Annotated in this window: 18 protein-coding genes and 1 riboswitch; of the genes, 12 read left to right on the top strand and 6 right to left on the bottom strand. The window is 63.7% G+C overall.

The genetic code is table 11. The features are described from left to right. Positions 1-2: 2 nt before the first annotated feature. Positions 3-278 carry an HU family DNA-binding protein gene (locus tag HMPREF9153_RS01395; protein WP_004808854.1) on the bottom strand — a complete coding sequence of 92 codons (276 nt, stop codon included), beginning with the start codon at positions 276-278 and terminating at the stop codon, positions 3-5. Between the two features lie 196 nt (positions 279-474). Then, positions 475-1,815, bottom strand: coding sequence for a nicotinate phosphoribosyltransferase (locus HMPREF9153_RS01390; protein WP_004808853.1), 1,341 nt, complete (start codon positions 1,813-1,815; stop codon positions 475-477). A 75-nt stretch (positions 1,816-1,890) separates the two neighbouring features. On the opposite strand from HMPREF9153_RS01390, the gene clpS reads away from it, so the two are divergent. Both clpS and HMPREF9153_RS01380 read left to right on the top strand, forming a co-directional pair. Further along, complete coding sequence (gene clpS / locus HMPREF9153_RS01385; protein WP_004808852.1) at positions 1,891-2,184, top strand: ATP-dependent Clp protease adapter ClpS; 294 nt, start codon at positions 1,891-1,893, stop codon at positions 2,182-2,184. Beyond that, the gene (locus HMPREF9153_RS01380) at positions 2,181-2,741 is read left to right on the top strand and encodes a DUF2017 family protein (protein ID WP_004808851.1); all 561 of its coding nucleotides are present in this window, start codon (positions 2,181-2,183) and stop codon (positions 2,739-2,741) included. The genes clpS and HMPREF9153_RS01380 overlap by 4 nt, the downstream gene beginning before the upstream one ends. A 3-nt stretch (positions 2,742-2,744) precedes the next feature. Here the strand turns inward: HMPREF9153_RS01380 and HMPREF9153_RS01375 are convergent, their stop codons facing one another. From HMPREF9153_RS01375 to HMPREF9153_RS01365, 3 genes are read right to left on the bottom strand one after another with little or no spacing between them, the layout of a single operon-like run. Further along, positions 2,745-3,287, bottom strand: a complete 543-nt coding sequence (locus HMPREF9153_RS01375; protein ID WP_036979528.1) for a NifU family protein — start codon at positions 3,285-3,287, stop codon at positions 2,745-2,747. Then, positions 3,287-5,251, bottom strand: coding sequence for a ferrous iron transporter B (gene feoB / locus HMPREF9153_RS01370; protein WP_004808849.1), 1,965 nt, complete (start codon positions 5,249-5,251; stop codon positions 3,287-3,289). The genes HMPREF9153_RS01375 and feoB overlap by 1 nt, the downstream gene beginning before the upstream one ends. Positions 5,252-5,303: 52 nt before the next feature. After that, the gene (locus HMPREF9153_RS01365) at positions 5,304-5,615 is read right to left on the bottom strand and encodes a FeoA family protein (RefSeq protein WP_015582287.1); all 312 of its coding nucleotides are present in this window, start codon (positions 5,613-5,615) and stop codon (positions 5,304-5,306) included. Between the two features lie 179 nt (positions 5,616-5,794). Between HMPREF9153_RS01365 and murI the strand changes: the two genes are divergently transcribed. From murI to HMPREF9153_RS01330, 7 genes are all read left to right on the top strand, one after another. Continuing rightward, positions 5,795-6,649, top strand: a complete 855-nt coding sequence (gene murI / locus HMPREF9153_RS01360) for a glutamate racemase (protein WP_036979527.1) — start codon at positions 5,795-5,797, stop codon at positions 6,647-6,649. 50 nt (positions 6,650-6,699) lie between these two features. Continuing rightward, positions 6,700-7,464, top strand: a complete 765-nt coding sequence (rph, locus tag HMPREF9153_RS01355; protein ID WP_036979526.1) for a ribonuclease PH — start codon at positions 6,700-6,702, stop codon at positions 7,462-7,464. Beyond that, the gene (gene rdgB / locus HMPREF9153_RS01350) at positions 7,461-8,075 is read left to right on the top strand and encodes an RdgB/HAM1 family non-canonical purine NTP pyrophosphatase (protein ID WP_004808845.1); all 615 of its coding nucleotides are present in this window, start codon (positions 7,461-7,463) and stop codon (positions 8,073-8,075) included. Before rph ends, rdgB begins: the two co-directional genes overlap by 4 nt. A 1-nt stretch (position 8,076) precedes the next feature. Then, positions 8,077-8,889, top strand: a complete 813-nt coding sequence (locus tag HMPREF9153_RS01345) for a thymidylate synthase (RefSeq protein ID WP_004808844.1) — start codon at positions 8,077-8,079, stop codon at positions 8,887-8,889. A 40-nt stretch (positions 8,890-8,929) separates the two neighbouring features. Next, entirely contained in the window at positions 8,930-9,400 is a 471-nt protein-coding gene (locus tag HMPREF9153_RS01340) for a dihydrofolate reductase (protein ID WP_023031810.1), read from the top strand. Further along, a complete protein-coding gene (locus HMPREF9153_RS01335) occupies positions 9,397-10,812 on the top strand; it encodes a DNA polymerase IV (RefSeq protein ID WP_004808842.1) in 1,416 nt (471 codons plus the stop codon). Before HMPREF9153_RS01340 ends, HMPREF9153_RS01335 begins: the two co-directional genes overlap by 4 nt. Before the next feature lie 107 nt (positions 10,813-10,919). Beyond that, a riboswitch (cobalamin riboswitch) is annotated at positions 10,920-11,062 on the top strand. A 96-nt stretch (positions 11,063-11,158) separates the two neighbouring features. Next, positions 11,159-12,097, top strand: coding sequence for a prenyltransferase/squalene oxidase repeat-containing protein (locus HMPREF9153_RS01330; protein ID WP_071161837.1), 939 nt, complete (start codon positions 11,159-11,161; stop codon positions 12,095-12,097). Positions 12,098-13,341: 1,244 nt separating this feature from the next. Here the strand turns inward: HMPREF9153_RS01330 and HMPREF9153_RS12540 are convergent. Further along, on the bottom strand, positions 13,342-13,473 hold the full coding sequence (locus tag HMPREF9153_RS12540; protein WP_256998260.1) for a hypothetical protein: 132 nt from the start codon (positions 13,471-13,473) through the stop codon (positions 13,342-13,344). 332 nt (positions 13,474-13,805) lie between these two features. Between HMPREF9153_RS12540 and HMPREF9153_RS01325 the strand changes: the two genes are divergently transcribed. The 3 genes from HMPREF9153_RS01325 (at position 13,806) to HMPREF9153_RS11505 (ending at position 16,484) form a co-directional block, all read left to right on the top strand. Then, positions 13,806-14,762, top strand: a complete 957-nt coding sequence (locus tag HMPREF9153_RS01325) for a hypothetical protein (protein WP_004808839.1) — start codon at positions 13,806-13,808, stop codon at positions 14,760-14,762. 61 nt (positions 14,763-14,823) lie between these two features. Continuing rightward, positions 14,824-15,372, top strand: a complete 549-nt coding sequence (locus HMPREF9153_RS01320; RefSeq protein ID WP_004808838.1) for a hypothetical protein — start codon at positions 14,824-14,826, stop codon at positions 15,370-15,372. 326 nt (positions 15,373-15,698) lie between these two features. After that, the gene (locus HMPREF9153_RS11505; protein ID WP_238993135.1) at positions 15,699-16,484 is read left to right on the top strand and encodes a hypothetical protein; all 786 of its coding nucleotides are present in this window, start codon (positions 15,699-15,701) and stop codon (positions 16,482-16,484) included. Positions 16,485-16,489: the final 5 nt, after the last annotated feature.

Below are 16,489 nucleotides of genomic sequence, written 5' to 3'. Positions count from 1 at the left end.
GCTCAGTCGGCAACGGCCTTCTTGAGGGTGCTGGAGGCCGAGATCTTGACGGCCTTGTGAGCGGGGATGGTCATGGACTCGCCGGTGCGGGGGTTGCGGCCATTGCGAGCGGGACGCTCGACGGCCTCGGCGGTGAACAGACCGGGAAGCTGCACCTTCTCGCCCTTGGCCAGGGCGCCGGTGATGACGTCGGTGAGAGCCTTGACGGCCTCGTTGGTCTGGGCCTCGGTGAGCGAGGCCTGCTTGGCGACAGCCTTGATGAGCTCGGACTTGGTCATGGGGTCTCCTCAGATGGACTGTGTTCGGTTTTCGGCTTCTTGCCGTTTCCCTACTCAAAGACATTAGCGGGTGTCGGTCCTCAGTCAAGCCCAGATGCGCTTCAACAGCGGGTTTTCCACCCATTTCGGACCAGTGTTTACCCGGTTGTCACATTTCGAGTAGTTGGAGCGGCCGGTTGAGCCAGTGCCGGAATACTCAGGACAACGAGGCGCCGAGAACGGTATCGGCGCCGTCATCTCCCTGCTTCACCATGATGGTCGGAATGGCCTGGTCGCCGCGGGAGATACGTCGTCCGGAGATCGGCAGCTCGGCGATGGCAGCCTGGTGACGCTTACGTGCGGCCTCGAGAGGCTCACGGCCCACGACTTCGCCATCGACGACGAGGGGGACGATGAGGTTGCGGTCGTCAGCGTCGGCGGTCGGCTGCTGGCCCACCCCGACGACCTCGGCGGTGGCGGTACCACCTGAACCGATGCGTCGCACCGCGTACTTGCGTCCTCCCACGGTGTTCTTGTGAGACGACTTCTTGGCCACCGGCAACAGCTCGGCGTCCGGAGCGTTCGAGATCGCGCGGGCGACCAGCTTGTAGACGAAGGAGCAGGTCGGCGCTCCCGAGCCCGTCACGAGGGAGGTTCCGACGCCGAAGCCATCGACGGGGGCGCCACGCAGGGCGGCAATCTGCCACTCGTCAAGGTCGCTGGTGACGATGACGCGGGTGTTGGTGGCACCGAGGTCATCGAGCAGATCGCGGACCTGGCGGGCGGCGATGGACAGGTCGCCGGAGTCGATGCGGACCGCGCCGAGGCGTCCTTCGGTGAGGCGGACGGCCGTGCGCACGGCGTTCTCGATGTCGTAGGTGTCGACCAGCAGGGTGGTCTTCTCTCCGTAGGCGGCCAGCTGGGCACGGAAGGCGTCCTCCTCGGTGTCGTGGAGAAGGGTGAAGGCGTGGGCGGCGGTGCCGGAGGTGGGGACGCCGTAGCGGATGCCGGCAGCGAGGTTCGAGGTCGGGCCGAATCCAGCGATCCAGGCAGCGCGAGCAGCGGTGACGGCGGATTCCTCATGGGTACGACGAGAGCCCATCTCGATGATGGAGCGGCCCTCGGCCATCATGACCATGCGGGAGGCCGCCGATGCGATCGCGGAGTCATGGTTGTAGATGCTCAGCAGCAGTGTCTCGAGAACACAGGCCTCGGCAAAGGTGCCCTCGACGGTGAGGAGCGGCGATCCCGGGAAGTAAAGATCGCCCTCAGCGTAACCATGGATGGATCCGGTGAAACGGTAGTTCGACAGCCACTCGGCCATGTGCGGGCCGACGACCCCGGTCTTCTCCAGGAAGGAGACTTCTTCGTCGGTGAAGTGGAAGTCTTCCACCGCATCGAGGACACGCCCAGTGCCGGCGACGACGCCGTAGCGGCGGCCCTCGGGGAGACGCCGTGGGAACAGTTCGAAGACGCAGCGGCGGTCAGCGGTTCCCGATGCCATGGCAGCCTCGACCATGGTCAGCTCGTAATGGTCGGTGAACATTGCGGTCGACATGGGCCACAGTTTAGGGGGGATGGGGCGCCCTCGTCGGTGGGGTTGTGTGTCCTCGCCTGGTGACAGAATGGGCACATGTCTGCAGCCACCGTGGAACCCATTGCACGGACCGACCGTCTCACCGATGAGGAATCGACGTGGACGACGGTCGTCTGGGACGATCCGGTGAACCTCATGGACTACGTGACGATGGTGTTCATGAGGTATTTCGGCTACCCCCGCGAGAAGGCCGAGCAGCTCATGATCCAGGTCCACAACCATGGCCGGGCCACAGTGGCCGAGGGGTCAAAGGAGGAGATGGAGATCGCGGTGCACGCCATGCACGGCTACGGACTGCAGGCCTCGGTCGAAAAGGGCGGACGGGAATGAGGATCGAGGGCACCCGGGATCGGTGGGTCTGGTACTTGGAGCGTCGCGAGACCATCGGCATCGAGATCGCCCTGGGCCGCTACGTCGAGGCCTTGTCGCGGTTACGCACCGCTCCCGCCCATCGCACCTCGGGCGGAGATCCGTTCGTCTTCTGGGAGAGCCAGTTCTCCGGTCCCCAGGAGGACGACGAGGTGCGTCGGGCCATCCTGCCGAGCGCCTATCGCGACGATGACGCTGCTGACGCCCAGTTCCACGCCAGCCATGACGCCGAGGAGGTCGCCGCGCGTTGGGGAGATGCCCAGGCATTGCGGACTGATCTGGAGACCTTGCACCGAACTGGCCGTATCTCCATGAATCCGGAGACGACGCAGCGGTGGCTTCGTACTGTCAATGTGCTGCGGGGGATGATGGCGGCCAGGTTGGGTATCACTGACCAGATCACCGCTGAGGAGGTCGCCCGGGTCGCTCGGGAGGAGCTGGAGGCCGAGGAGGAGTGCGTTTACGAATGGCTCGGCTTCATTGTCGAGGTGCTCGTCGAGGTGGAGCTGTCGGAATAGGGGTCACACCTCTCGGACACTCACCGGCTCGCGCAACCTCAGGCTGAGCTGACGTTCCAACCTCTGGTGCAAGGTGATGATAGCTGCCGGACAACCCCGGCAGGCACCTTTCATGGCCACGTCGACAGTGCGCTGTCCGCGGTGGACCGTGACGTCGACCAACTCGATCGACCCACCGTGCATGGTGGCCACGGCACCGACGGGACCTGCGATGAGTTCGTCGGCGCACCGTCTCAGGGTCAGTACCTCGTCAAGGGCCTGGGCGTCAGGCCCACCGACCCAGTCGTCAGTTCGTTCGAGGGCGACGGTCAGCCCCGTCCGGAAGCCGGCGCCGATGCGCCCCCAATCGCCGTCGAGGGCGGTCGCGATGACGGCGCCAACCGTCACCTCGACGCGCACTCGATCCAGGAACTCGTCCAGACCTGGCGCACTCACCAGTTCGCCGGCGAAGGGCAGGCTCACACCAGAGATCATCCAACGCAGGGTCGCGGGGTCAGCCGTTGCCTCCGGGTGGACGGCCATGGAAGGTCGGGACGCAAGATTCATCAGATCACCAGATTCGTCACGAGACGCCCGATGAAGGCCATGATCCACGCCAGTGCGAACATGTATCCGAAGGCGATCGACGGCCACTTCCAGCCTCCGGTCTCCCGTTTCATGATCGCCACCGTCGACATGCACTGCAGGGCGTAGGCGAAGAAGAGGAGGAGAGCGACGACGGTCGCCGAGGTGAAGACCTTCTCACCTTGGTGCTCACCGTGCGTCCACGTCCAGCGGTCGAGTTGCTCGGCCACCTCGACGTCGTCCTCGGGATCAGTGGCCGAGGCCATCTGGCCCAGGGTGGAGACGGCCACCTCGCGGGCAGCCAGCGAGCCGATGAGGGAGACGTCAATGCGCCAGTCGAATCCCAGCGGTTCGAAGACCGGCTCGACGGCCTTGCCGACCCCCGCAGCCATGGAGTGATCCATGGTGTAGGCCGCCACCGCGACGTCGTCGCGCGGATCGACGCCGGCCTTGGACAGCTCGGCGTCAGAGCGCATCGGGAAGGTCGTCAGTGCCCAGATGACGATGGTCGTCAGCATGATGATGGTGCCGGCCTTGCGCAGGAAGGCCTTGGTCGGCTCCCACATCGCGATGCCCACCGAGCGCAGGGTGGGAATCCGGTAGGGCGGCATCTCCATGTAGAAGGGCAGCAGGACGCCCGACCGGTCGGTGATCTTCTTGACGACCCACGCCGCCGCCATCGCCGAGACCGCGCCGAGGAGGTAGAGCAGGAACATGGCCACGCCTCGACCGGAGAACGGGCCCATTCGGGTGGCCTCGGGGACGAGCATGCCCACGAGGAGCACGTAGACAGGCAGGCGCGCTGAGCATGTGGCCAGCGGGACGCCGAGCATCGTCGCGATACGGTCCTTGGCCGAGGGAATGGTCCTCGTGGCCATGATGCCTGGAATGGCGCAGGCGAAGGAGGACAACATCGCCACGAAGGCTCGTCCTTCCAACCCGGCACGGCTCATGACCTTGTCCATGAGGAACGCCGCCCGCGACATGTAGCCCACCGCGTCGAGCAGGGCCAACAGCAGGAACATCAGCAGGATCTGTGGCACGAAGACCAGCACCGAACCGACGCCGCCGATGATTCCGTCTCCCAGCAGACCGGCGAGGATGGGGTTGGAGACGTGGGTGTCGACTTCACCACCGAGCCACCCGAAGAACTCGTCGATGGCGTCCTGGAAGGGGGCTGCCCACGTGAACAGCGCCTGGAAGAACATGAACATCACCAGGAAGAAGACGATCGTTCCCCACACCGGGTGCAGCAGCACCTTGTCAATGCGCTCGGTTCGGGAGTCAGGGTGGGGGTCCTGGTAGCCGATGCTGGCCAGGATGGAATCGACCCAGCCGGCCAGTTCCTCGGCGTCGGTGGGCGGCAGGACGGGGGGACGGCTCCAGGTCTGCCACTCGCTGATGAGGTGGCGCAGTTCCCCGATGCCGATGCCACGATTGGCGACCACGGACACCACCGGCACGCCCAATGCCTGGGACAGGGCGGTGGTGTCGAGGCTGCCGCCACGGCGTCGCAGCTCGTCAGTCATGGTGACGACGACGGCGGTGGGCAGATTGCGTTGCAGAGTTTCGGCGAGGAGCAGCAGCGAGCGCCGCAATGCCGTCGCGTCGGTCACGACGAGGACGCCGTCGGGCGATTGCACGCCTTCGAGGGAGGAGTCCAAGGCTTCGGCGACAACGGCCTCGTCAGGGGAGATGGGGTTGAGGGAATAGGCGCCGGGGAGGTCCTCGATGCCGTATTCAACGTTGCCGATCCGGCAGACGCCGGTAGTGCGAGCGACGGTGACCCCGGGGTAGTTGCCAGTTTTGGCGTGCAGGCCGGTGAGTTGGTTGAAGATCGACGTCTTGCCGCCGTTGGGTGAGCCGACCAGGTACAGGCTCGGGGAGCCCTTCGTTGGCTCCGCTGTCGGGGCGGCGTGGCAGGACGTTGCGGTGGGTGTGGGCATCAGGAAACCTCGAATGGACGCACGCTGAGGTGCGCAAGATGAATGGGGAAGGTCACGCGGCGACAGCGGCGACGCACGGCTGAGCAGTCGGCTGCGGCTGGGGTATCGGGCGGACCATGATCATGTCGGCCTGGGCGCGTCGCAGGCACATCTGGACGTCGCAGACGTGGAAGACCATGGGGCCGCCGAAGGGTGCTTGACGGACCTTGGTGATCTCACGGCCTCGTCCGAAACCGAGCATGCGGAGTCGGTGTGAGATGTGATCGGCGCAGTCGGTGGCGATGTCCTCGATAGTCGCGCTCTGCCCAGTCGGCAGTGAACTGAGCGGTACGACGACGGCGTTGTTCGCGATGCTGCGGTTCATGTGCCTCGTCATGGTGCTCCTCCTCGATGGTCATGGCGACGCCGGAATCCCGACGCACGATTAGAGAATAGCCAAGCCTTACCTCATTGTCATCACTGGGGGTCGTTTTCGTCATGCCAGCGTCAGCAAAACCGTGCGCATGGCCGGTTTCCGGCGAGGGCGCGGTAGTCTTGCCAGCCGTGACCGAACCTGACCTCGACGTTGTCGACGCCCCGATCGGCATCTTCGACTCTGGATTCGGAGGGCTGACGGTGGCGCGATCCGTCGTTGACCTCATGCCCAACGAGGACATCGTCTATCTGGGTGACACGGACCGCGCTCCCTACGGCGAGAAGACGATTGCCGAGGTGCGTCGCTACGCCCTGCAATGCCTCGACCGTCTCGTCGCCCACGGCGTGAAAGCCCTCCTCATCGCCTGTAATACGGCGTCGTCGGCAGTGCTGAGGGATGCCAGGGAGCGCTATGACGTCCCGGTTGTCGACGTCATCATGCCGGCTGCTCGCCGTGCCAGTTCAGCCACCCGGAACGGTCGTATCGGCGTCATCTGTACCGAGGCCACGGCTCGATCCTTGTCGTACGAGGACGCGCTGGCGGCGGTGCCTGGCATCACCTTGACGACCCAGGCCTGTCCGAAGTTCGTCCCCTACGTCGAGGAGGGGGTCACCAGCGGACGGGAGTTGGAGGCCATCGCGCGGGACTACCTGGAGCCGATCCGGGAGGCCGGTTGCGACACCCTCATCCTGGGCTGTACCCACTACCCGCTGCTGGCTGGGCTCATTTCCTATGTCCTGGGCGACGACGTCACCCTCATCTCCTCCTCCCACCAGTGTGCGCGGGCCTCCTATTCCTTGATGGCGGACTCGGGGTTGCTGCACTCCGAGCCTCGCGAGTCCATCCGCTACTTCCTGACGACGGGCAACGCGGAGCGCTTCGAGAGATTGGGACGACGGCTCATGGAGGGTTTCGTCCACGACGTGCAGTCGGTGCACGCTGACCGACATCCTCTCGGGGACCGTGCGGTCGTGCGCGACTGAGTGACGCCGCTGAGCGACCTGGGGAGCGTACCGTGTCATAGCCCTGATTCGTGTCAGTCCCTCCCACTACCCTTGGCAGCGTGAGTGAGACTTCTCGAATTGATGGACGCCGCCTGGACCAGTTGCGGGACGTCAGGATCGAACGCGGTTGGTTGACCCAGGCTGAGGGATCGGTGCTGGTGAGTTTCGGACGCACCACCGTGCTGTGCAATGCCTCGGTCACCGAAGGGGTGCCGCGCTGGCGCAAGGGATCCGGACTCGGCTGGGTGACCGCTGAGTACGAGATGCTGCCGCGCGCCACCAACGAGCGCTCCGGCCGCGAGTCCCGCAAGGGCAAGATCGGCGGGCGTACCCACGAGATCTCCCGTTTGGTCGGGCGGTCTTTGCGCGCTGTCGTCGACGACAAGGCGCTGGGTGAGAACACCATCATCCTCGACTGCGACGTGTTGCAGGCCGACGGAGGTACGCGCACCGCCTCGATCACCGGCGCCTACGTCGCCCTCGTCGACGCCGTCAACTGGCTGCGTGAGCGTGGCGGCCTCGTCTGGGAGCCCATCACAGGTTCGGTGCAGGCCATCTCGGTTGGCGTCGTCGGTGGCACCCCGATGCTCGACCTGGCCTACGAGGAGGATTCCCGGGCCGACACCGACATGAACGTCGTCATGAGCGGCGACGGGGGCTTCGTCGAGATCCAGGGAACCGCGGAGGGAGCCCCCTTCAACCGTGGCCTCCTCAATGAGCTGCTTGATCTGGCTGCCGGCGGCTGCGCCTCGCTCAAGGCTGCACAGTCTGAGGCCCTCGGGGTGACGCTGTGAGCAGGGTTGTGCTGGCGTCCAACAACGCCAAGAAACTGGTCGAACTGCGGCGTACCTTCGAGGCGGCCGGGACTGACGTCGAGATCGTCGGTCTGTCGGAGGTCAGTGATGCTGCGGCTCCCGAGGAGACCGGCGCCACCTTCGTCGAGAACGCCCTCATCAAGGCCCGAGCTGCTGCCCGTGACACCGGTCTGCCAGCTCTCGCCGATGACTCGGGTCTCGAGGTGGATGCCCTCAACCGGATGCCGGGCATCCGTTCGGCGCGCTGGTCGGGACGCGAGGCGACCGACGAGCGCAATCTCCAGTTGCTGCTCGACCAGACCTTCGACCTTCCCCACGAGCGTCGTCGTGGTCGGTTCGTGTGCGCGATGGCGTTCGTGGACCCTGATGGCACCGAGATCACCAAGGTCGCCACGATGGAGGGGCGGATCATCTCCGAGGCGCGCGGGGAGAACGGGTTCGGTTACGATCCGATGTTCGTGCCTGATGCTCAGCCCGGTGACCTCACCAGCGCTGAGATGTCCGCTGAGGTCAAGGACGCCATCAGTCACCGTGGACAGGCCGTTCGCGCGATCGTCCCGGCCATCGTCACTCACCTGGAAGGGCGCTGACGTGCAGGTTTACCTCGACTTGTTGCGACGGATCCTCGACGAGGGCGTGCGTCGTGAGGACCGTACCGGCACCGGGACCCTGAGTGTCTTCGGCCATCAGATGGCCTTCGACCTGCGTGAGGGCTTCCCGCTGGTGACGACGAAGAAGATCTACACCCGTAGCGTGTTCGGGGAGCTGTTGTGGTTCCTGCGCGGGGACACCAATATCGGCTGGCTGCACGAGAACAACATCCATATCTGGGATGAATGGGCCGACGAGAATGGCGACCTGGGACCGGTTTACGGTCACCAGTGGCGTTCCTGGCCCGACGCCGACGGCGGCACGATCGACCAGATCGCCAAGGTCATCGAGCAGATCCGCACCAACCCGTGGTCGCGTCGTCACATCGTCTCGGCGTGGAATGTGGCCGAGGTCGACGAGATGGCCCTGCCGCCCTGTCACACCTTGTTCCAGTTCTATGTCACTCCTGACGAGAACGGGGATCCGGAATGGCTGAGCTGCCAGCTGTATCAGCGTTCCGGTGACACCTTCCTCGGTGTGCCGTTCAACATTGCGTCCTACGCACTGCTCACCCGTCTGGTGGCCTCGGTGACGGGATTGAAGCCGCTGAAGTTCGTCCACACCTTGGGTGACGCCCACCTCTATCTCAATCACCTCGATCAGGTGCACGAGCAGCTCGAGCGTGAGCCGCGACAGCTTCCTCAGCTGACCGTCAATCCGGAGATTCGTGACATCGACGGGTTCGAGCTGTCGGACATCACCTTGACCGGGTACGACCCCTGTCCGGCCCTTCCCGCCCCGATTGCCGTCTGAGCACGGCCGGATTGCAGGATTCGAAGTACCAGGAGGGATGATGAAGGTCGTCGCCATCGCAGCGGTCGCCGACAACGGCGTCATCGGGTCCGGCCAGGACATGCTCTGGCACATCAGCGAGGACTTCCGCCGCTTCAAGAGGGTGACGATGGGCCACACCCTGGTGTTCGGGCGGCGCACCTTTGAACAGATCGGCAAGCTCCCGGGACGGCGTCACATCATCTGCACTCGTGACCAGCAGTGGTCTGCCGATGGCGTCGACGTCGCAGCCAGCCCGCGTGAAGCCGTCGGAATGGCTCGTGACGCCGGCGAGGAGATCTGCTTCATTGCCGGGGGAGGGCAGATCTACGCTGATGCCCTCGACCTGTGCGACGAGCTCGACATCACCGAGGTCCACCAGAGACCGGAGGGTTCGGCACGATTCCCCCACATCGATCGGCGGGTGTGGGTCGAGACCCGACGTGAGCCCCGTGACGGGTTCGACTTCGTCGGGTATCGGCGCCGGGCATGAGATCGACGGCGTCGATCCTCCACCTGGACATGGATGCCTTCTTCGCCTCGGTGGAGCAACGGGACAAGCCCTCCCTGGTCGGCAAGGCCGTGATCGTCGGTGGGGTCGGTGGTAGGGGAGTCGTGGCGACGGCCTCCTACGAGGCCCGTAAATTCGGCGTCCACTCCGCCATGGCAGGGGCACAGGCTCGACGTCTGGCTCCCCATGCTGCCTTTCTCTCGGGACGATTCCAGGCATACCGGGAGTCCTCCAAGGTCGTTATGGCAACCCTGCGAGAACTGTCGCCCCTCGTCGAGCCGCTGAGCCTCGATGAGGCTTTCGTCGATCTGGAGTCGGGAGGGATCGACGTCGAGGATCTTGACGCGCTGCACCAGGTTGCTGTCGATCTCCGCGCCCGAGTCTTCGAGCGCACCGAGGGACTGAGTTGCTCGGTGGGGATCGGCTCGAGCAAGTTCATGGCCAAGGTTGCCTCCGAGATGGCCAAGCCGAAGCGCGGTCACAGTGACCAGATCGCCCTCGTCGCCCCCGGGACCGAGGTCGACACCATTGCTCCCCTACCAGTGCGGGCGATTCCCGGAGTCGGACCAGTCACTGCGGAAAGGCTGGACAAGCTCGGCCTGCGCACCATCGCTGATGTCCGTGCTGCTCGGGAGTCGGAGCTCGTCCATGAGTTGGGCCATGCGTCGGGGACGAGCCTTGTTGCCTTGTCACGGGCCTGGGATGACCGGCCGGTGGTCGCGAGCCGGATCGCCAAGTCGATCTCGGTGGAGGACACCTTCGAGCACGATCTCACCAATCGCGAGGAGTGTCGCCATATCGTCGAGCGCCATGCCGTCCTGGTGTGCGGGCGACTCAAGAAGTCCGGGCATTTCGCCCGCACCGTCACTCTCAAGGCGAAGATGGCGGACTTCCAGGTGTGGTCGCGGTCGGTGACCCTGACTGGCGCCACTGACTCGCCCGAGAGGATTACCCATCTGGCAGTGCGGATGCTCGATTCCCTCGACCTGCGTGAGGGGGTTCGGTTGCTGGGAGTCGGTGTCTCCAACTTCACGACCTCAGCCCAGGAAGAACTCTTCATCATCGACGACGACGGACATCTGCTCGATGAACCCGAGGTGACCGAGGATGTCACGCCTGTCCAACCCGGGCCCTTCGGCCGGCGGCGATCCTTCGACGGCAGGCGTTGGCCGCCGGGCGCCGACGTGGTTCACGATGAGTACGGTCGGGGCTGGGTGTGGGGATCGGGCCACGGCGTCGTCACGTGCCGGTTCGAGCACCGCGGCAGCCCGATCGGCAGAGTGCGGTCGGTTCCCGAGGACGACGCGGCTCTGCACCCGGCACACCCTCTGGGTCTGGCATGGCAGCCGGAGGACCGGGAGAGGCCCTCATCGGAGGATGAGCCTTCCCAGTGATCTCGCGGGGTGGATGCCCACAGGCCCGAATCCCGTGGTGAATGTCTGTGCCGATGCGCGTTTGATGCGCGTTTCCTGGGGTGGGTGTGGCATCTGTCGAAATGGGGTGTATCTTTTTCTCTGTCAGCCCAATGGGTGGGTTGATGCCCAGGTGATGTGGGGAAGTCGGTGGGAATCCGGCGCTGTCCCGCAACCGTGACCGCATCTCGTGTGTGGAAGTCGGAGTACCAGATCACCGTGGAGATTGGTTTCTGGTTCCGTCGAGGGTTACGGATCGTCACCGACGCTTGCTACGCCTGTGCTGCCCGCGGCTCCTCTCGGAACGCTCCAAGATTGAGGAGTAGCCATGGCAGTAGGAGCAAGGACGACGTGCAAGCGTGTGGTGGGCCCGGTGGTGGCCGCTGCACTGATGGTAGGCGCAGTGGGGGTGACGGCGGCCCCCGCCCAGGCAGCTCAGACGTCTGGGCCCGCCGATTATGCCTCCCAAGCCCAGAAGGCGGCCGACTACATCGATAGTCACCGGGCTGATCTGGTGAAGGGCGGTTTGGGTTCGCAGTTGGATGGGGCTCTGGCGTTGGTGGCGGCGGGCAGGAAGGATTCGCCTACCGTTGCCAAGGTCAAGGACACCATCAAGGCCCAAGGGCCGAGTTACTGCACTAGGGCGAATGTGGGTGGGTGTGCGAAGGTGACGATCACCTTGCTGGCTCTTGGTGAGTCGACCACCTATGACGGGTTCGACTATGCCAATCCGGTGACCTCGGCGTCGAAGTTCAATGAGTATGCGACGAATCAGGCGCTCGACATGATCGCTCTGGAGCGGTTGGGCAAACCGATTCCCAAGGCTTTGTTCGACAAGGTGACCGACGATGCGACCACGACTCCCAAGTGGGAGGATCCGGACACCGATGGTCTCACGCTCACGGCCCTGTCTCATGTGAAGGCTACTTCGGAGCAGCAGGGGAAGATCACGGCTGCCAAGGCGGCGCTTGTCAAGCGTCTTGACGCCGCTAGGCAGAATGATGGCTGGGGTTTCAAGGGCAAGGGCCCGAATGTGAACACCACTGCGTGGGTGGCACCAGGACTGTACCGGGCTGGAGATGCGGATCACAAGGCGCAGGCTGTGTCCGGCCAGACGTGGCTCGTTAAGCAGCAGAAGGACGATGGATCTTTCCCCGCATCGTATTCGCCGATGATGGCGACGACGCAGGCGGTTCCGGCGCTACGCGGTCTGCAGTCCTATGACAATGTGGGTGCCAACCAGGCCAAGACGGTGCAGATTCACTGATAGGTAGTAGCCCGAGTCATCTGTGACCAGATGCATATGTGGTGGGTATAACCCCCTGGGGCTATACCCACCACGGTTCATTCCTTTTCAGTCAAGGGGCTTGTGGACTTGAGTTGTTGGCATGGGAGAAGCTTGATGGATCGGCGGCGTTGGTGGGCGCTGGTGACGGCTGTTGTCGTGCTGTTGACCGGTGTGGTGTGTGGTGTGGCGCCACAGTCGGCGGTGGCGGGGCCTGACGGTAATCGGGTTGTGGGTGATGGGGGCAGGCAGGTCCAGGGCGATTCCCTCTCGGAAGTACTCCCAGGTACGTGGCGGGATGGGTGGTGCCGGAGTGGTGAGAAGGGGTTCTCGGTCGTCATTGACTATTCCGGTGTCTCAGAGTCGCTTCGCGGCTGGTTGACGGTGGCGCATACCAAGGAGTTTGGCCCTACTGCTGCTGATGGTTGGATTGTGCGCTGTCATCAGGGATTGTGGAACTATAACCCTAAAAAGCAGTACCGGCTGTTCTACTACGACGCTGTCAAGTCGGTGGGGATATCTACTGACTTGACCTCTGACTATGTAACCCCTAGAGGGATGACCCCAGGAGAAAACGACTATGACAATGCAAAGACGCAGATTCTGGGCGTGAAGCCGGTTAGGAATACCAAGCTAAAACCTCATACGTCTTTTGATCAGAACGTCTATACATGGACTGACATGTTGTGGATTCGTCCGGACATCACGGGGAGCCTTTCAGGTGGGTTTCCGCCAGATCGTTCACCGGCTGATGGGCCGTGGCCTTCACAGTCAAACAATCGAATTCTTCCCGCCTACACTGGTGCCCTAAATGAACATGCAGATCATATTCCGGCTGGTACGGTCGCATATCTCTCCTACGGAATAAAGGCAGATTGTACAGATATAAGCAGCCATGTGTGTTTGGGGGATGCAGCGTTGCATCCCAAGAATCATCAGGATCCGCAGACACATCAGCCGTGTCCGGGGTGGACGTTGACGCCGCAGTTCTCGGATGGGACTGTGAATGGGTGTGTGCCGAAGAATCCTCGGCCGCGGCCTTCTACTCCCACGGGTGGTCCCACGCGGGATCCGGGGTCGGGGAACGGGCCGCATCCGCACAGGCCGCGGCATACTCACAAGCCGACTCCCTCTCCCAAATCGCATCCTGCCCTGCACCATGATGGTTCGAACGGGCGTGGTGGTTCGGCTGGGGCTGGTCATGGTGCTGTCCGGCGTGGGGAGGTTCATGCGGGTGACCGGGTGAGCTCGCAGGTGCGCAGGGCTGCGCGTACACCGTCCCCATTGGCTTCTTCGTCCGCGTCGCCGTCTGCCACACCCTCGCCGTCCGTCTCGCCATCGACGTCGTCGTCTGTCACCCCGTCTCCGTCGACTTCTCCGTCGGTTTCGGCTGGTGTGGTGGTGTCGCCGTCTCCTGGTGATGGCCGGGTGTGGGGTTCTGAGCAGCAGGGTCCCTCGGCTTCTGGTGGTACTCGTCGTGTGCCTGGCTGGGTGTGGGGTGCCGGTGCGGGTGTGTTGCTGGTTACCGGTGTCGTGGCGTGGTGGATGACACGGGGTAGGCGCCGGGATCGTGAGGACGACGAGGTTGGTACCGATCTGTTCGAGTGAGGCGTCCGCACGGCGGGGCGCGTGTGTTCATGAAGGCTGCCACACGTGAAGGACACGTGTGGGTGAGAAAGGTGAAGGATCGATGGGACAGGCGATGATGAGGTGGGTGACGGGGGGTCTGGCTGCTGTGATGGCGGCTGGCGGTCTCGTCGTGCCGGCATGGGCCGATGATGATGTGGAGCAGATTCCGACGGCGTCGGCGGATCAGTGGCATCCGGGGTGGTGTGCCAAGGATGAGGAGGGTTATTCGGTTCTTATCGATATGGCGGCGTTGGATCCGAAGGACCGGGGGGATTTGAATCCGGCCACGACCACGTACACCGATGCGCATGTCAAGGATGGCTGGTTTGTGCGCTGTCACAAGGGTTTGGAGCCGGTCAAGTACGCCAAGGGTCATGATTTCAACTTTGAGATGGAGCCGGCGAACTGGGCGGCGAGTGTGGGTATTCCGGGGACGGTGGATCCGAATGGGTGGGCCAGTTTCTTGGGGATCAATTTCTACAGTGATAAGACTACGGCCTCGGGTGTGACGGTGGTGCCTGGTAAAGATGGCAAGCTGCCGTTATGGCCGGAGAAGGTTCACAATGATGAGGATTATCCGGGAAAGCCGGCGGATGTGGGTTGGCGCCCGTTGCCCGAGAAGCCTGTCAAGGGAATGGCTGTGGCCATTGCTCTTTACCCTGATGGGCACACAGACGATCCGGAGAATCCCGGGGCGGAGTTCTATTTCGCTGGCGACAACCCGAACCGGCCCGAGCACCGGCCCCAGTACGCCGATGCTCCCGCACCGACTCCGACCCCTACACCGAGTTCCGATCCGACTGTGAGTCCCACGCCTACCCTGACGCCACTGCCCACCCCGGACACGAAACCCAGTAGGACCACCACCCCTGCTCCGAATGCGTCTGTGAATCCCCCCGATTCGACGGTGCGGCCGGTGGATGGCCGAGATGGTCGCGATGACGCGAAGATACCTGCAGCCCCGGGGCCAGATGGCGGGTCACTGGCTGCTCCCGCACTGCCCGCCACCGGAGCCTGACCAGGCGACGGTGGTTGGGGCACCCGTAAACGTGTCATCTGTTGTGAAAGGAAGAGATGCAATGATGACAGAGAAGAAGATGGGAATGTCGACGATGAGCCGACGGATCGCTGGTCCGTTGGTCGCGGTGCTGCTTGCCGCTGGTGCCGTGACCGGAACGGGGGCGGCCCAGGCGGCTGGGCCAGCCTCCGGGCCGGGATGGCATGACGGAGCCTGCGCTGCCAATGAGGGGCAGACGGTGGTGGTGGATCATAGTGCCGACATGAGCCAGAAGCCGATCATTCCGGACAATTGGAAGGCCAAGCCGGGGATTCTGGTGCGGTGCAATGTGGGTGGCCAGTGGGCTGATTCACATGGTGATCCTCGAGTGGAGCCGCTCACGGCCGTCGGGATTACATTTAAGGTTGATGACGTTTCAGGTTTGGTCACCATAGTCAATGGTATTCATGACGTGGGTCAGAAACAGGCATATTGGATGTATTCCTCGGCCAACAAGGTCAACAAGAACTGGGATCTGTGGGCACCGCCAAAAGAAGGCGTTGACACGTGGGTGGGCGTCACCTTGGGCGGAAACAGAATTCCATCGATCAATCCCCCTGTCAAGAAGTAAGTGAGTGACGGAAGGGGATCGGCGAGGTCTGGGGGTCTCGCCGATCCCCTTCCGTCATGCCGGTCGTGTGCGACTGGGACTATGGAGAAGGACCAATGGTGAAGGTTCGCAGGACGATGTGCCTGGCAGCTGTCGTGGTGGTTGTCGGTGTGGTTTCATGGCCGGTGGTGGCCCAGGCCGACGATGGCGTCTCGGCCCAACTGTGTTCGGATCCGAACTATGAGTGCACCGTGAGCGTGTATGGAGGTGATGCACGGGAGGTGTCCGGGTCTGGAGTCGACGTGACCGGGAGGCCGGGCACCCGGGTGCGGTTGGCGGCCTACTACGTGCGCACCGACGACCACGGCAAGCTGATCAAGCTGGAACGCTTCGTCGTGGGTGACAAGCCGGTGGTTGTGGGCGAGACCGGGATTGTGGGTACCAGACTTGGTTTCCCGACGGTTCAGGATAGTCCGAAAAAGATTCCCAGCGCATGGATCTTCGTGGGGCCCGATGACGTGACCATGGACAACCTCGACAAGGCGGCAGGCAGCTTTGTGCCCTACGGGACGCTGAAACCCACCGTGCTGGGGGACGGCTGGGGACTGGAGAAACCCGTGGGACAGACGATCGGGGTACGCACCGTCGGGTCGATGCTGACGGGGGCGTACCAGATCGAGTACCAGAACGATGCAGGGCACTGGGTGAACGTGACCAAGGCCCAGAAAACTAATCCTGATGATCCTTTTTGCAGTGGCAGCCTTGGGGTGGTGGCGCGTTTCGATAGCCCCGACACGGCCCAGGTGTGTATGGACGACCCCTCCAAGCCGGTCGACATCGGCTACCAGCTGCCACGCGGGATGAAGCATCACCGCTACAAGATGCGGATGACCTCCTATGGCGGTGACGGGTTGATCGTGGTCCACAGCTGGGACGTCGTTCCCTCGGACCACCCCGTGCAGGCCCCCTACAAGGGCACGTTCCGCGAACCGCGCCACAGGGGCGCGTCGAGTCTGGCAGAAGCCGAGGAGAGGCATCCGAGCAACCGAATCCTGCAGGGGGCCGTTGGTGCAGGAGCCGTGGTGGCCGCAGCGGCGATGGCCGGTGCCGGATGGCGAGGACGCCGATCATGAGAGGA

Origin of the sequence: Cutibacterium avidum ATCC 25577, from assembly GCF_000227295.1 — a bacterium.
GTDB classification, from domain to species: Bacteria; Actinomycetota; Actinomycetes; order Propionibacteriales; family Propionibacteriaceae; genus Cutibacterium; species Cutibacterium avidum.
The sequence above is the reverse complement of the archived record's forward strand: the minus strand, read 5'-3'. Positions and strand labels throughout refer to the sequence as shown.

Bases quoted from the DNA above. Each gene is read 5' to 3' on its own strand.
- HMPREF9153_RS01395 (WP_004808854.1), bottom strand. From the start codon at position 278: ATGACCAAGTCCGAGCTCATCAAGGCTGTCGCCAAGCAGGCCTCGCTC.
- HMPREF9153_RS01390 (WP_004808853.1), bottom strand. From the start codon at position 1,815: ATGTCGACCGCAATGTTCACCGACCATTACGAGCTGACCATGGTCGAG.
- clpS (WP_004808852.1), top strand. From the start codon at position 1,891: ATGTCTGCAGCCACCGTGGAACCCATTGCACGGACCGACCGTCTCACC.
- HMPREF9153_RS01380 (WP_004808851.1), top strand. From the start codon at position 2,181: ATGAGGATCGAGGGCACCCGGGATCGGTGGGTCTGGTACTTGGAGCGT.
- HMPREF9153_RS01375 (WP_036979528.1), bottom strand. From the start codon at position 3,287: ATGAATCTTGCGTCCCGACCTTCCATGGCCGTCCACCCGGAGGCAACG.
- feoB (WP_004808849.1), bottom strand. From the start codon at position 5,251: ATGCCCACACCCACCGCAACGTCCTGCCACGCCGCCCCGACAGCGGAG.
- HMPREF9153_RS01365 (WP_015582287.1), bottom strand. From the start codon at position 5,615: ATGAACCGCAGCATCGCGAACAACGCCGTCGTCGTACCGCTCAGTTCA.
- HMPREF9153_RS01340 (WP_023031810.1), top strand. From the start codon at position 8,930: ATGAAGGTCGTCGCCATCGCAGCGGTCGCCGACAACGGCGTCATCGGG.
- HMPREF9153_RS01335 (WP_004808842.1), top strand. From the start codon at position 9,397: ATGAGATCGACGGCGTCGATCCTCCACCTGGACATGGATGCCTTCTTC.
- HMPREF9153_RS01330 (WP_071161837.1), top strand. From the start codon at position 11,159: ATGGCAGTAGGAGCAAGGACGACGTGCAAGCGTGTGGTGGGCCCGGTG.
- HMPREF9153_RS01325 (WP_004808839.1), top strand. From the start codon at position 13,806: ATGGGACAGGCGATGATGAGGTGGGTGACGGGGGGTCTGGCTGCTGTG.
- HMPREF9153_RS01320 (WP_004808838.1), top strand. From the start codon at position 14,824: ATGATGACAGAGAAGAAGATGGGAATGTCGACGATGAGCCGACGGATC.